At 73.9% G+C, this 15653-nt stretch carries 9 protein-coding genes; 7 read left to right on the forward strand and 2 right to left on the reverse strand.

Annotation, left to right across the window (positions count from 1 at the left end; genetic code table 11):
• Positions 1 to 232: 232 nt before the first annotated feature.
• The gene (locus JS521_RS11915) at positions 233 to 640 is read left to right on the forward strand and encodes a GPI anchored serine-threonine rich family protein (RefSeq protein WP_205082721.1); all 408 of its coding nucleotides are present in this window, start codon (positions 233 to 235) and stop codon (positions 638 to 640) included.
• A gap of 87 nt (positions 641 to 727) precedes the next feature.
• Here JS521_RS11915 and JS521_RS11920 read toward each other — a convergent pair whose 3' ends face one another.
• The gene (locus JS521_RS11920; protein ID WP_205082722.1) at positions 728 to 2200 is read right to left on the reverse strand and encodes an MFS transporter; all 1473 of its coding nucleotides are present in this window, start codon (positions 2198 to 2200) and stop codon (positions 728 to 730) included.
• 159 nt (positions 2201 to 2359) lie between these two features.
• Between JS521_RS11920 and JS521_RS11925 the strand changes: the two genes are divergently transcribed.
• Together JS521_RS11925 and JS521_RS11930 are read left to right on the forward strand one after the other, a co-directional pair.
• The gene (locus tag JS521_RS11925) at positions 2360 to 3007 is read left to right on the forward strand and encodes a TetR/AcrR family transcriptional regulator (protein WP_205082731.1); all 648 of its coding nucleotides are present in this window, start codon (positions 2360 to 2362) and stop codon (positions 3005 to 3007) included.
• Between the two features lie 281 nt (positions 3008 to 3288).
• Entirely contained in the window at positions 3289 to 4158 is an 870-nt protein-coding gene (locus JS521_RS11930; protein ID WP_205082724.1) for a SigB/SigF/SigG family RNA polymerase sigma factor, read from the forward strand.
• A gap of 38 nt (positions 4159 to 4196) precedes the next feature.
• On the opposite strand, the gene JS521_RS11935 is transcribed toward JS521_RS11930, so the two are convergent.
• Complete coding sequence (locus tag JS521_RS11935; protein WP_205082725.1) at positions 4197 to 5465, reverse strand: DUF6357 family protein; 1269 nt, start codon at positions 5463 to 5465, stop codon at positions 4197 to 4199.
• Between the two features lie 172 nt (positions 5466 to 5637).
• On the opposite strand from JS521_RS11935, the gene JS521_RS11940 reads away from it, so the two are divergent.
• From JS521_RS11940 to JS521_RS11955, 4 genes are all read left to right on the forward strand, one after another.
• On the forward strand, positions 5638 to 6498 hold the full coding sequence (locus JS521_RS11940; protein WP_205082727.1) for a DUF4132 domain-containing protein: 861 nt from the start codon (positions 5638 to 5640) through the stop codon (positions 6496 to 6498).
• Complete coding sequence (locus tag JS521_RS11945; protein ID WP_205082728.1) at positions 6495 to 11693, forward strand: hypothetical protein; 5199 nt, start codon at positions 6495 to 6497, stop codon at positions 11691 to 11693. Before JS521_RS11940 ends, JS521_RS11945 begins: the two co-directional genes overlap by 4 nt.
• Positions 11690 to 12943 (forward strand): ATP-binding protein, encoded by a 1254-nt coding sequence (locus tag JS521_RS11950; RefSeq protein ID WP_205082729.1) that lies wholly within the window; start codon positions 11690 to 11692, stop codon positions 12941 to 12943. Before JS521_RS11945 ends, JS521_RS11950 begins: the two co-directional genes overlap by 4 nt.
• Before the next feature lie 3 nt (positions 12944 to 12946).
• A partial coding sequence (locus JS521_RS11955) for a DUF5682 family protein (protein WP_239487143.1) occupies positions 12947 to 15653 on the forward strand: 2707 nt, incomplete at its 3' end.

The following is a 15653-nucleotide window of genomic DNA, read 5'->3' on the forward strand; positions in this document are numbered from 1 at the left end:
CACCCCCGCCCCCGGCGCCCCCCCGCCGCGCCCCCCCCCCCCCCCCGCCGCGCGGGCCCCGCCCGGCCCCCCCCGGCCCCCCCCCCGGGGGGGGCCCCCCCCCCCCCCCCCCCCCCCCCCGGACCCGGTTCCACGGACGGCGTGCGGCGAGGTGCGGTCCGCTGCTGGACGAGCGACGTTGAGAGGGACGACCAGCAGACGTCATCCCGTCCAGGACCAGGAGCGCGCCCAAGTGACCACCCCCACCCCCGGAACCGGCGACGGAGCTCGCGGTGCGGTACGTCGAGCCGTCGGACGCATCAACTCCCTGCTCAGCAGACCGGCAGCGGCCGTGCAGCTCGGCACGGACAGCCTCATCGTGCAGACCCCCGGAGAAGGCGAGGTCTGGCAGGCGGGGGAGGAGCACCTCGTTCGCTGGCTCCTGACCGGCCCGGTCGACCCGGTCGACATCCACCTCGTGCAGCGCCAAGGAACATCCACCGCGACCCGCGCGGTCCTCGCGACCGGCCTGCCCGCCCACGTGACGTCCGTACGGGTGACCCTCCCCGCCGACATCCCGGCCGGCGACTACCTGCTCCTCGTCACGAGCCAGGGTCTTCTCGACGCCTACAGCAGACCGTTCCGCGTCACGGCTCGCTGACCACCGGGGCTGGGGCCGGGTTCGGGCGGCACCCCACCCGAACCCGGGCCGTACGCACACGGCCCGGGGCGGACGGACGGGGCACGGTCAGGCCGCCTCCGCGGGCGCCGCCTCCTCCACGCTGCGCGAGTCCGTGAGGCTCAGCGCGCCGGCCGTCGCGATCAGCCCGACGACGACGGCGAGCACGGCGTACGCGATCCGCTCACCGTGGAAGAAGGACGCGACGAGGCCGCTGCTCCACACACCGGCGGGGAGCTGGGTGGTGACCAGCGCGGCGATCAGCGTGCCGACCGCGGCGGTGCCGACGCTGGTCCCGACCTCCTGCGCGGTGTCGTTGAGCGCGGTGCCCATCGAGGTGCGGTTGGCCGGCATCGCGTCGACGAGCGCGACCGCGCAGATCGTCATGACGGTCCGCAGCCCGATCGTCATGAGCACCATGCAGGCCGCGATGACGAGGTAACCGTGCTCGACGCCCCAGGACAGCCCCGCCAGCGCCACGGCCAGACAGGCCGCGCCCACCAGACAGGCGGCGCGGTGGCCGTAGCGGCGGGCCAGCCCCTCGGACACGGGTGTCGCGAGCAGCATGGTCACGATCAGCGGCAGGTTGGCGAGGCCGGCCCGCACCGGGCTCCAGCCGTACGCGTACTGGAAGTGCAGGATGAGCCCGAACATCACGCCGGCCATCGCGATGGACGTACCGATCTGCGCGACGACGGCACCGCGGACCGTGCCGTTGGAGAACAGGCCGAGGTCCAGCATGGGGGCCGGGCTGCGGCGCTCGTGGAGGACGAAGGCGATCCCGGAGGCGGCCGCGCCCGCGACCGAACCGAGGGTGAGGACGGAGAGCCAGCCGTTCTCGACGCCGCTGGTCAGCGCGTAGCAGGCGAGCCCGATGGCGGCGACGCTCAGCGCGGCGCCCGGCACGTCGAGCCGGTCGCGGGTCAGGTCCTCGGGGCGGTCGGCCGGGACGCCGAGGCGTACCCCGATCCAGGCGATCAGCGCGATCGGGGCGTTCACGACGAGCAGCCACTCCCAGCGCACGTGGGCCAGGGCCGTGCCGCCGATCAGCGGCCCGAGGATGAATCCGGACATGCCCACGACGATCATCACCGTCATGGCGCGCATCCGCAGCGCCTTGTCGTCGAAGAGCCGGAACACCAGCGAGTTGGTGATCGGGGCCATCGCCGCGGCGGCGATGCCGAGCAGGGCGCGCAGGGTGATCAGCTCACCCGCGGTGGTGACCCAGACGGCGCACAGGCTCAGCGCGCCGAACACGGCGAGTCCGACGAGCAGGACGCGGCGGCGGCCGAGCCGGTCGGCCATGGAGCCCGCGGTGAGCAGCAGACCGCCGAACGTCAGTGAGTACGCGCCGGTGACCCACTGCAGCGCGGTGGTCCCGCCGCCGATGTCGCGCCCGATCGTGGGCAGCGCGATCGACAGCAGGGTGTTGTCGACCATCTCCACGAAGAAGGCCAGGCACAGAGCGGCCATCGGTATCCACGCGGCGCGCAGGGAGGGATAGGTACGGGAAGCGGGGGGTTTCAGCATCGCGGTCGTCATGGCGGCGCTCCTTTCGATCGAACGCCGCTCGATTATCGAACGGTGTTCCATGAGGTACGATAGAACAGCGTTCGATAGAGATGCAAACGAAGGGCAGAGGCCATGCCGCGCCACCAGAACCGGGCCGCCGCGGGCGGCCGCCGCCGGGCTTCGCACTCGATGGAGTCCGTGCTCACCGAAGCAGTGGCGCTGCTCGACGAAGCAGGACCTTCGGCCCTGACGTTCCGGGCGCTCGCACAGCGCCTCGGGGGCGGCGTGGCCAGCATCTACTGGTACGTCGCGAGCAAGGACGAGCTGCTCGACCGCGCCACCGACCACGTCATCGGCGGCGTCCTCGCCGAGATCGAGGCCATCGAGCCCGGCGACGACCCGATCGACCACCTGCGCGCGATGTCGCTGACCCTGTTCGACGCGATCCTCGTGCGGCCCTGGCTCGGGAACTACTTCATGCGCAACACCGACGTCCAGGGCAACGCCCTGCGCCTGTACGAGAAGCTGGGGCAGCCGACCCTGCGGCTGAAGCTCACCGCGCGCCAGCGGTTCCACGCCGTCTCGGCGATCACGACGGTCGTCGTCGGCTCCGCGGTCGACCTGGGGCAGGAACCGCCCCAGGAGGTGCTCGACGGTGCGGTGGGCCGCGACGAGTTCCTCGGCCGCTTCGCCGCGACGTGGCGGGAACTCGACGCCGTCGACTTCCCCTTCGTGCACGAGATCGTCGACGAGTTCGACGGGCACGACGACATCGAGCAGTTCCGCGCCGCGCTGGACCTGACCCTGGCGGGGCTGCGCCTCCAGGCCGACGCCTGAACGGGGCACCCCTGGCGGGAGACGGTGGATCTGCTCACAGACGTTCCACCGCGTTTGGACTCGCGGAACGGGGGCAAGCGCTGGTCCGACGTGCTTGGGCAGACAGGCACACGCACGGGAGCGGTCCCTCGGGGCCATCCCGAGGTGTCCCTCGTCTCGGCCTCCCGTGCTCCTCCACCAGCAGCCACCGGGAGACGAACATGCTCAACACAGCGCCCCACCCTCGGCGTTCCGCCGCCACACGGGACCAGGTTCTGCCTCCGATAGCCACCGAGGCATCCATGGAAGCTACCGTGGCATTCCCCGAGGCCCCGGTCCCGGCCGCCGGTATCGGTCCCGCGACGCTTCCGCGGATCGCGGATCCCGGGAAGGTCGCCCCGAAGGACGCACGGGTGATGGGATCCCTGTTCTTCGAGCAGCTGCAGCTCCTCGAAGAGGGCACGCCGGAATACCAGTACGCGCGGAACACACTGATCGAGATGAACCTGTCCCTGGTGCATTTCGCTGCGAAGCGATTCCGCAACCGCGGTAGCGGCGAGATGGAGGACATCGTCCAGGTCGGCACCATCGGGCTGATCAAGGCGATCGACCGGTTCGAACTGAGCCGGGAGGTGGAGTTCACGTCCTTCGCGATCCCCTACATCGTCGGGGAGATCAAGCGCTTCTTCCGCGACTCCACCTGGGCCGTCCACGTACCGCGTCGGCTGCAGGAACTCCGCGTCACCCTGGCCAAGGCACGGGAGGAACTCGCCGGCCGGCTCGACCGCGACCCCACCGTCGCCGAACTCGCCAAGCACCTGGAGCTCGGCGAGGACGAGGTCATCGAGGGCCTCATCGCCTCCAACGGCTACACCGCGGGCTCCCTGGACCTGCCCATCGGCGTCGAGCAGAACAGCCGCGAGACCGTCACCTACGGAGACGTCAAGGGCGACGTCGATCCGGCACTGGAACTGGTCGAGGACCTCCACGCCCTGGCCCCGCTGCTGGAGGAACTGGACGACCGGGACCGCGAAATCGTCACACTGCGCTTCGGTCGGGAAATGACGCAGGCCCAGATCGGGGAACATCTCGGTCTTTCCCAGATGCACGTGTCCCGGCTGTTGTCCCGACTGCTCGCCAGGCTCCGCAAGGAAATGCTCAGCGAGCGCTGAGCGCTCCCGGCCGGGACTGCCGGCGGTCGCGCCGGGGGCTACCCGCGGTCACGTCGGCGGCGTGCGCGCTCGAACTCGGCGGCATCCGGAATCCACGTACCGTGCTGTTCGAGCGCCGCGCAGCCGCCGCGGACGAAGGCGCTTACCAGCTTCCGGTACCCGCCGATCCCGTCGACCAGGCTGTATTCGACCCGGTACACGGGATCCGAGCCGCCTCCACCCCGGCGCACCGTCGTGACCCGGGCGATCGAGTCCGCGTAGAAGTGGAGCTGCACCCCTTCGCCCATCTCCTCGTCCTCGATGGTGAACACCTCGTTGTCCGCGGCAGCGCGATCGCCGACGAAATCCCAGAACTCCGCAGCGGCACCCCGGGAACTCCCCGCGAGCCATTTCCTCTCGACGTCCTTGTCGTCGGTGAACGACAGCATCGTCTTCCTCGCGCCCCCGCCGGAGCCGGCGCGACCGCCGACAGCCTCCTCGTCGTCCTCGTCCTCCAGGGGCGCGCTCCTGGTGCGGGACGCGGCCTCCGAGCACATCAGGAAGCTCACGGTGCGCACCGCGTCATCGACGAGTTCAGGGTGTGCCCGGCGCACGACCGCCTCCACCGTCGACGCCAGCCGATTCCAGGCCTGCTTGTCCGTGGCGCGCTTTCCCCGTCGCGGATCGTTGCCGATCCGCATCCCGGTACACGCCTGCTCCGCGGTGGCGATCACCCGCATGACGTCGGGCAGCAGCGCGGGATCCACGGCGTCGGGCTTCCGCTTCGGGACGGTCGCGCCGTGCAGATACTGCCCCGTGTACCTCAGAAGCGCGCCGTCGAGCGGACCGAGCACTACTCCGCGCTCGGCGCGACGGCGGTCCGCGTGGTACTTCTGAGCCCGTTTCCCGTCGGAGGTCTCTGTCGCGGTGCGCATCGCCGCACAGACCTGACCGCCTTCGAGCAGGGCGATGTCCGCCCCATGGGCGATGAGCGGGCCCTTGTCCAGGCCGATGCGTCGGAAGAGGGCGTCGACGTCCGCGGGCGCGGAGAGGAGGACCGGGTCCAGGAGCGCGACGGCGGCGTTCTCGTCGAGCCGGCCCCGGGTGCCGGCGGCGTCGCACAGCGGGAGGACCGCACTCCACAGCAGGAGGTGTCTGGCCAGATCCCTTTGGATCACCGCAAGATGGGACTCCTCGATCGGGAACGTGAACGTACGGGGCTCGTGGTTGGCGTCGGCCCCGGCGCCGAGCATCAGCCTCAGCTCGCCGTCCTCGCGGATCACGTTCGGTATCCAGCCGCTCCGGCGGGTGAAGACGATGTCTCTCATGGGCCCAGTCTTCCCCATCGGGCGGCCACCCGGTCCGTCGAGGCAGGGGCCGTCCGCGTTGTCACTGGTGCCGCTTAGAGTCTCTTCCATCGTCACGGTGCGTCGCCGTCGACGGGGTTCATCAGCATGCCGCCGGTGCGGCGGCAGTCGGGAACGACGGGGAGAACAGCGCATGGGGTGGGTTTCGGCGGGCGACTACGAAGTCGCTCTGGAGGCGGGCAAGGTGGTCTGCCGCAACGGTAAGGGCCGACGGCTGAAGTCCGTTCCGGCCACATTGAAGGACGACCCGGCGGTCGTCGGTCTCCGGCAGCTGACCGAGTGGCTGGACCGCCATGAGCGCCGGTGCCTGAGCGACGTCGAGCAGTGGATGGTGCGTTCGCTGCCCGTTCCCACCGCCGTGCTCGCCCGGGTCTGGCCCGACCCGGCGTGGCAGGCGGCCCTGCGGGACGTGGTGGTCACCGGCGAGGACGGCGGGGTCGCGGGATTCCTGCGCGACGTCGACCCCGAGCGCGGTCTCGGCCTCGTCGACCTGGACGGCGACACGGTCCGCATCACCCCGGACATCGTCCATGTTCCCCACCCCGTCCTGCTCGAAGACCTGGACGAGCTGCGGGAGTTCGCGGTCGAACTGGAAGTGCGCCAGAACGTGGAACAGCTGTTCCGCGAGGTCTGGCACCGCCCGGCGGGCCTCGCCCCCGACACCACCTCCGTGGACACCTACGCCGGCGGCGTCTTCAAGGAACTGCGCTTCCTGCACGGCCGTGTCACCCAGCTCGGATACCGCTCGCGCGGCGGATACGCGGTCTGCCCGGTCGTCGAGGACGGCGCCGGCGTCGAAGCACGCATCTGGATCGGCGAGCACGACGGATACGACGCGTACGACACCGAGACAGGCCCCCTGGGCTGGAGCGACGCCTCGGGGCGCGCGCTGACGGCGGCCGAGGTCGGCGCCGTGGCGTGGTCCGAGGGCATGCGCATGGCGGCGGCGCTCTACGCCGGCCGCGACGTGGCGGACGAGGAGCGGGCGGCATGAGCATCACGACGAACACCGGCGCGAACACGGCGGCAGCGGGCTCGACGGCCCTCCCCGCCCAGAACCGGGGCCGCAGCGCCGCGGCCCTCGCGGCCGAGGCCCGCGTGGCGACCCTGCTGGACGCGGGCGCGATCCTCCCGGCCGGCACCACCGACCGGGACGACGCCGACACGCTGACCGCCCGCACCTACACGCACACCGCCCTCGGGGACCGCCCGGTGGTCCGCCTCGTGCCCGGCACACTCGGCGAGGCCGAGGACCTGGCCCTGGAGTTCCTGGGGCTGGCCCGGACCGAGGACGCCCCCGTCGTGGGACAGGTCCGCCGCGAGACGCTGGGCTTCCCCGCCTGGGCCCTGGTCAACGACCCGGCCAACGGGCACCACGCCCTCGCCCTGGTCAAGGACATCGAGCGCCTCGGCCGGCAGGCCAAGACCCGCGCCGGTGCGGCCAAGGAAGGCTTCGACGAGCTCGGCACCCGGCTCGGCCGGGCCGTGCCGCACTTCCTCCCCACCTACTACGAACAGGTGGCACGCCTCTTCCTCCAGGCCGAGAACGCCACCTACGCCGCCTCCTTCTTCGGCAAGGCCCGCGAGGCCGAGCGGGTCCACGGCCTGGTCGTGGACGAGGACCGGCAGCGCGCCGTCTTCCTGGAGTTCGCCCTCGCCGGCGCACTGACCGTCAAGGCGCTGCGGCAGTACGTCCGCGACCTGGTGGCCCGGCTCGCACCGGCCGACGCCTGGGCGCAGTTCCGCCGACTGCTGGTCGAGCGCTGCGCCGCCGGCATGCCGCCGTACGCGGCGCTGCCGCAGGACGTACGCACGCTGGTCAAGGCCGCCGGGCTGGACCGCGAGAGCGCCGAACGCGAGCTGATGGCCGACCTGATCGGCTCGCCCGGAGTCGTCCGCGCCCCCGCCTCGTTCTGGTCCACCTACGGCTCCGCACTCGTCGCCCTCGCCCGGGCGGACGCATCCGTACGGGCCCGGCTCCTCGGGTTCTTCCCGGAGACCTTCAGCGAGAACGGCCGGGACACGGACGGCGAATCCGGCTGGCTCGCGCTGCTGGCCGAGTCCGGCGCCGAGGAACTGCTGACCGCCCTCCCGGCCGCCGACCAGGCGTCCTCCGACACCGCCGGCCCCCTCGACACGGCCGTCTCCCCGGCGGACTGGCTGGCCCGCTGGGAGGCGTACCGCCGCCGCAACCGGGCCATCTCGGGCCGCAGTCCGCGCACCCTGGACCTCGCCGCCCGGATGACGGACCGGCTGCGCGCCGACGGACGCTCCGTCGAACTGTTCCAGGGCCGCTGGCAGCGCACCGCTGACCTGGACCTTCTCGACCTCTGCCTGGCCACCGGGGTTCCCGTGGCCGAGCCGGACGACGAGGCCACGGGCCGTGGCCACCGGCGGTCGCACGGCTTCTCGCCGGACCAGTGGCTCGCCGACGACGCGCCCGGGCGGCGGGATCTCACCGCCGTCGCCGGACACCCGGACTTCCGCGACCTCCTGCGCCGGAACATCGGCGGCCTCGGCGACGGACGCGGTCAGCGGCTGAGCGACGCCGGTATGGCGAAGCTGGCCGCCCACCCCGTGCTCTCCGTTCTCCTGCGCGAGTGGCTCACCGGCTGCGCCCAGGAGTACACCGCCGCGCGGGGACTTCCCGGGCTGCGCATCGCCCTCAACAAGCTCTCGCCGTTCCGTGCCGTGGTCGCGGACGTAGCCCCGGAGGCCGCCCGCCTCCTTGAGCACCACGACGTCGTACCGCTGCTCGCCGCCACCCTGCGCACCGGCGTCTTCGACGAACTGGGCTGGTCCGCGCTCGACGAGACCTACGCCGAACTGGCCGCCGAGGCCGCCGCCGTCTCGCGGGGGCGGAACAACCGGTCGCAGAACGTCGGGGTCACCGGCGCCTGGCCCGCGCTGATCCTGAGCACGCCGGAGCGGGCCGTCGTCGTCGGCCCGGAAGGCGTCCTGCTGCGGCACACCCTGCGCCTGCCCCCCACCACCGACCAGTGGCGGACGACCGCCTTCCGGTTCGTCGACGGCGAGTTGCTGGTGATCTGGTGGGAGGACGGCAAGCAGCGCGCCTACTGGTCGCACCGCCCCGCCGAGGTCTTCACCCTCGGCGGCGAGCAGGTTCCCCGCTGGGGCCGCGCCGGCCTCTCGGACGTGGTCTGCGTGCCGCTGCCCGGCGGCGGCCGCGCCACCGGCGGCAAGGCTCTGCACGCGGGCGACACCACCCTCCCGCCCCAGCGCGCCGTCCTCTCCGATGGCACCGGACACTGGCGGGAGGGCCACCAGGGCACCCGGACGGTGTGGCTGGAGTACGACCCGGCCGGCGGCACCCACGGCCGCGCGTCCCTCCCCGCCTTCCTCCGCTCCGGAGTCCAGGACGGCACCCGGCTGCTCGCCGAGCACTGCCAGGTGCTGCCCCTCCAGCCCGGCCTGGAGACCACGCCGTTCGGCACGGACGGCACGGTCCTCGGCCGCTGGGTCCGCCGCACCGCCACCGAAGCCGGCACGGCCGCCCCCGCGGGCGGGGGCAGGACCGTCGCCGGCACCCCGGACGGCCACACGGTCGCCCTGCCGCACCCGCTGCCGGACGGAGCCACCGTGGTGCCGCTCGGCGCCCTCACCCTGCCCGGCGGTTCACGGCCCGTCGCGGTCCTGCGCCACCGATCCGTCGAAGCGCACCCGGCGGACACGGACGGCACCGGCGGCCTGTGGTCCGTCGGCACCGACTCCTCCGGCGGCAACGACGCGGCCGGCACCCCCTATGTGCCTCCCGTCGCCTACTGGCACGCCCTGCGCCCGAGGGACGAGCAGGGCTCCGCCACCCTGCGGAAGCTGACGGACGCCCGGGCCGAGGAGCTGTTCGACGAGGTCGCCGCCGCGGTCGTCCGGCACCTGAACGCGTTCCGGGCGGTCGAGGAGTACACCGGGCCCTCGTCGTGGGAGATGAGCGAGGAGGCCGTCGCCCGGGTGCTGCCCGAGGTGTCCGACGCACGGCTCCTCGCGGGCGTCACCGCGCTCGTGCGGAAAGCCGTGGACGGAGCCGTCGCGGTCGCCCGTTACCTGGAACCGCCCGTCCCCGCACAGCCGGTCACGCCCCGGGACACCGCACGCACCCAGGGCATGTTCTTCGACCACGAGCCCGAGCACGGCGACGACACGACCCTGCGGAACGCCACCGCCTGGGGCTCCGAGCAGCTGCGCGGTTCCTGGTACGGAGGCGGAAGCCGGTGGACGGCGATCCGGCAGATCCTCGCCGTCAACCACGTCCTCGGCGGGCAGCCGGCGTTCGGCCCGCCCACACCGTCGAAGGTCCCCTTCACCCCCGTGGACGGCTGGCAACGCGACGAGTACACCGTGCCCGGCGAATCCCTCACCTGGACCTCCCTCCTCGACAAGCTCCCCGAACTGGCCTACCGGGCCGCATCGGAGGCCACCGCCCCCGAGCACCGCGCCGGGCTCCTCGTGCTGCTGGAAGCGCTCGCCGCGGGCCCTCTGGCCGACCCCGCGGGCACGGTCCGGCGGATGGAGCTCGTCGAGCCGTTCGACCCGGCGACAGTCGGGCGGACGGGACGCCCCGAGGCCGTGCACCGCCTCGGCCAGGTGCTGCGCAAGGGCTCCCGCACCGTCGTGGTCCTGGCCCGAAACGGCCGCAACTACCGGGACGACGCGGCTCGCTGGCTCGCCCTGGACCACGACCCGACCGGAGCCTTCGGACCCGTCCCCGGCTTCACCCTCGACCGCGAGCACGTCTACCGGCAGGGCATCGCCCGCGACGTGCTCACCCGGCTGACCGCCCTGGTACGGGAGAAGGGTCCGGCGCCCTGGCGTCCGGAAGCCGCCGAGGCGTTCCACACGGCCACCGGAATCGGCCCCCTCCAGGCCACCGCGCTGCTGGCGGCGTCCGTCGAAGAGCCCGGCGCCGATGCGCTGACCCTGCTCGGCACGAAGACCCGTGCCTTCGAGGCGGCCCAGGGCCGCCTGGGCGCCCTGCCCCACGACGACCGGCATGCCGTGCTGCGGGCGCTGCTGCCTCCGGACCCGGCCGAACTGTGGTCCACGGGCCCCGACGTCCGGGCCGCCGCCGAGGTGTGGCGGGAACGCCTGGGCTCCCTTGTCCGCGTCCCCGAGGAACTGGACCTCGACCTCACCGGCGCCACAGCCGCCTCCGTCGACCTGATCCTCAACGCGGACTCCCGCAGCTGGCTCACCCACGGCACCCCCGTGCCGGACGGCAGCGCCCGCCCGGCCCTCCACCGGGTGAGCGGGCGCGGTGCGGTCTCGAACGCCCTGACCGCCTTGCGCACCCTCGCGTACACGCTGCCCCACGGACACCCCCTGCGGGCCCACCTGCCCGTGGGGCTCGAGGCCCTGCGCACCCGCCTCGCTGACCCCGGGCTGGTGCTGGACCTCGGTCTGGACTGGACCGAGTCGGGGCACTCCCTCGCCCCCGCGATCCGCTCCGCGTACGGGCTCCCCGAGTCCGGCGGCGCCGAGGCAGACGGGCTGGTCCGGGCAGGATCGGCGCTGCTCCTCGCCCCCGGGCACGGTGACAGCCAGAAGCTGCTGATCCGCCCGGCCGGTCTGGACGGCCCCGACGACCCGGCGTTCGGCCTGGTCGAGGGCACCGTAGGCCCGCAGCGCACCGGCGACCTGCTCGCCCTGCGCGCTCTGCTCGGCCAGGAGACCGACGCCCTGGCCGCGTCGGGCGCCCCGGACGGCTCCACGCACCACCCGGCCCAGGACCCGACGCGTACGGTGCCGGACCTCGTGGCCGATGCCGCAGACGCCCTCGCCCTGAGCACGGACGCCACCGCGCTCTACCTGATGCTGCTCGCCCTGCCCGACCCCACGGACCGCAACTGCGCCCGCTGGACCGAGTGGAAGCCGGCACGCATCAAGAAGGCCCGCGCGGAACTCGCCGCCACCGACCTCGTCGTGGAGGCGAAGCGCTCCCGGGCCGGACGCACCCTCTTCCTGCCCTGCGGCTGGCTGGAGCGCGGCGCCCCCGGGCTGCCGCTGGAGACCTGGAAGGAAGACCTGTACCCCGTGACGGGGTCCGCCCGGACCCTGCCGCACCTCTCCGTGCCCGCGCTGTACGCAGCGGCCTGGGCACGGGTCCGGGGCGGCGACGCCCCCGCCTTCGAAGAACTGGACACCCGCGCCACCCGGAAGGGCCGCCGCCGATGACGAACGACACCACGACCACTCGGGACAGCACCACCCCGGACAGCACCACTCCGGCCGACACCACCACGGGAGGCATCCCGGGCCAGGCGACGGCGCCCGGCGGCGCGCCACGGCAGATCACGCCGCCCGAGGACCGGTACGCCACCGAGCTGGCCTTCCTCGCCGCCCATGACTCCGGGCCCCGCCCGCCCGGCTGGCTGCTCACCCCCCGTGCCGTCGTCACCTTCGTCATGGGCAGCTCGGGGGACGCGCTGAGCCTGCCGAAGGGGGCCCGGCCAGAAGCCGGAGTGCCGCGCCGGCTGGTGATCGAGCAGAAGTTCGTCGGCGAGCGTGCCCTGGTCGAACGGTGTGTGGTCACCCTCGCCGGGGAACGCGGGCTCCTCCTCGTGGGGGAACCCGGCACCGCCAAGTCCATGCTCTCCGAGCTGCTGTCGGCGGCCGTCTGCGGGACCAGCGCGCTCACCGTGCAGGGCACCGCGGGCACCACCGAGGACCAGCTCAAGTACGGCTGGAACTACGCTCTGCTGCTCGCCCAGGGGCCCACCGAGCAGGCCCTGGTGCCATCCCCGGTCCTCGCCGCCATGACCCGGGGCGCCGTCGCCCGCGTCGAGGAGGTCACCCGCTGCCTGCCGGAGGTCCAGGACGCCCTCGTGTCCCTGCTCTCCGAGCGGCGGATCGCGGTGCCCGAACTGGCGGGCCGCGAGGGCGCCCAGGTGCACGCGGCCCCCGGCTTCACGCTCATCGCCACCGCCAACCTCCGCGACAAGGGCGTCTCGGAGATGTCCGCCGCGCTGAAGCGGCGCTTCAACTTCGAGGCCGTGGGCCCCATCGGGGACGTGGACGCCGAGACCGCGCTCGTCCGGCGCCAGTCGCGGGCCGCCGTCGAGCGCGTGGGCGCCGCCTACCAGGTGGACGACGCGGTCCTCGAAGCCCTCGTCACGGCCTTCCGGGACCTGCGCGACGGCCGCTCCGTGGAAGGCTGGGAGGTCGAACGCCCCTCCACGGTGATGAGCACGGCGGAGGCGGTCTCCGTCGCGGGCGCGCTGGGCCTGGCCGCCGCCTACTTCCCCGGTGACCGGGACGTACTCTCCCTGCTGCCCGGCCATCTGCTCGGCGTTGTCCGGAAGGACGACCCCGCCGACGCGGCACGGCTGCTGGGGTACTGGGACGGGCCGGTCCGCAGGCGGGCGGAGCAGGGTTCGGCCACCTGGCGTGCCCTGTGGGACCTGCGCTCGGTGCTGGAGAACTGACGCATGACGGAGTCGACCATGCCCGGGCCGGAAACGACGACGGAGGCGGGGGCCATCGCCGAGGCCTCGCCCACTGCCGAGGCGTCGCCCACCGCCGGTGCGCCGGCCGTTTCCCCGGCTCCGGGCCCGGCGGGCGGGCCGGCCTCCGCGGAAGCCGCGGTGGCGGCTCTCGCGGCGACCGGCCCCGGGTCGCCGTTCCTGATCGGGGTACGCCATCACGCGCCCTCCCTGGCGGCCGCCCTGCCGACGCTGCTGGACGCGGCGGCCCCCGACGTCCTCCTCGTCGAACTGCCCGCCGAGTTCCAGCCCTGGCTGAGCTGGCTCGCCCACGAGGAGACCGAGGCCCCGGTGGCGCTGGCCGCCGTGCCCGGGGCCGGTCCGGCAGGTGAACGGGGCCCGGCCTTCTACCCGTTCGCGGACTTCTCGCCCGAACTGGTCGCCCTGCGCTGGGCTGCGAGAAACGGCGTCCCGGCCGTGGCCTGCGATCTGCCCCTGGCCGACCGGGCGTGGGCGGAGGACGGCGACGGCGCCCCGGCCCCCGTTCCCGGAGCGGCCTCCGCACCCGTGCCGGGGGAGGGGCACGGCTTGTCCTCCGCGCTCCGGGCCCGGCTCACCGGCCGGGACGGCGACGACCTGTGGGACCGCCTGGTGGAGACCCAGGCACCCGGCTCGACACCCGAGGCGCTCCGCCGCGCCGCCCTGCTCACCGGGTGGGCGCTGCGCCACGAGGCCGAGGCACGCGGCGGGGTGCACCGTACGGATCTGGTGCGGGAGGCGTGCATGCGCGGCCATGTCGCCGAGGCCCTGGCGAGCGGGCGGCGGCCCGCCGTGGTGGTGGGGGCCTTCCACACTCCGGCCCTGCTGCGGTCCGCCGCGGAGGGCGGCGGGGCTGCGGATGTCGATGGGCTTACGAGGGTCGCTGCGGCCAACAGGACCGCCGGGGAACCGGAGTCGGGATGCACGGTCTCCCTGATCCCGTACACGTACCCGCTGCTCGACTCACGGTCCGGTTACCCGGCCGGCATCCGCGATCCGGAGTGGCAGCACACCGTCCTGGAGGCCGCCGGGAACCCGGCCGCGGTGCACGAGGCGCTGATCCGCACCGCGGTACGCCTCTGCGCCGCCCTGCGCGAACAGGGCCACCCCTACGGCCCGGCGGACGGCCGGGAGATCGTCCGGGTTGCCGGCGACCTGGCCCGGCTGCGTGATCTGCCCGCACCGGGCCGCGGTGAACTCCTGGAAGCCGTACAGACGGTGCTGGGGCGCGGTGAGACCTACGGCACGGGCCGCGCCGTCGCCCAGGCCCTCGAACGCGTACTCGTCGGATCCCGCACCGGACGGCCCGCACCCGCCGCTCCACGCAGCGGACTGAGCCCCGCCGTCGAGGCCGAGACCGCGGCGCTCGCGCTCCCCGGGCCGCAGGACGCGCACGAGAGGACACCGCGCGACCTCCGGCTCGACCCGGCACGCTCCCCCCTGGACCGCCGCCGCGATCTGCTGCTGCGCAGGCTGACGGTGTGCGGCATCCCCTACGCGCGGGAGCAGGAGGTGACCGGTGCGGCGGGCGGCGAAGGGCTGACGACGCGCTGGCAGGTGCGGTGGACCCCGGCGACGGCCGCCATGCTCACCGCGGCCGGGGCCCGGGGCGTCACCCCGGCCCAGGCGGCCGAGGGCGTGTTGCGGCAGCGCCACGCGGCCGAGCGCGCGGCTGGCGGCTCGACGGCCGCCCAGGTCGTCCTCGGCCTCTCGGAGGCCGCCGCGTGCGGGCTGCCCGCCCTGGCCGATGAACGGCTGACCGAACTGGCGGCCGTGCTCCCCGAGAGCGGCACCCTGCCCGAACTCCTCGCCGGGCTCGACCTGCTGGACCGCATCGACGCGGGCCATCTGCCGTGCCTTGCGACGTCCACGGGCCCCGAAGACCCGTCCGGCGGTTCCTGCGACCCGTCCGACGGCCCTGCGGCCCCGGACGCTGCCGACGCGGCGAGAGCCGTCCGTACCGCACACGCGGCGGAGCTGCTGACCGCTGCCGCCGTACGCCAGGTCGACGGCCTGACCGGCTCCGAGAAGCCCGAGGACGCCCGCGCACTGCTCGAACTGGCCCAGCGGGCCGACCGGCTGGGCGGCATCCGGCTCACCGACGCCCTCGCCCGACTGGCCGGCGACGGCGCCCCGTTGATCGCCGCGGCCGCCGGAGCGGTCAGGGTGCTCACCGGCCACGAGGAGGCCGACGCTTTCGGAGAGCGCGTCGCCTCCTGGGTCGACGGAGCCGTGGACAGCACGTCCCGGGCCACGCTCACCGCCCGCCTCACCGGCGTACTGACGGTGGCGGGCCCGCTCCTGACCGTCGGCGTCGGTGCACTGGACCCGTTGCTGGACCGGGTCGTCGAGCTGGATGACTCCGCTTTCCTGGCCCGGCTGCCGGCTCTGCGCGGCGGATTCGACACCCTGAGCCCGGCCGCCCGGGACCGGCTGCTGGGCACCGTCGAGGAGCGGCTCGGCGAACGGGTGGACCACCTCGACGCGGACGACCCGGCCGAGCTGGCCCGCCGTACGGCCGCCGACCTCGCGGCCCGTGAACTCCTGACCGCTCTGGGCCTGCCCGTCACGGCACCCTCCACCGAAGCGAGCCCCACCACGGCGCCCTCCACCGAAGCGGCAGCCTCCGCCGAAGCGACCCCCGCCACCGAGCCGACCCCCTCCACCAAAACGC

Source organism: Streptomyces durocortorensis, from assembly GCF_016901035.1.
Taxonomy (GTDB): domain Bacteria; phylum Actinomycetota; class Actinomycetes; order Streptomycetales; family Streptomycetaceae; genus Streptomyces; species Streptomyces durocortorensis.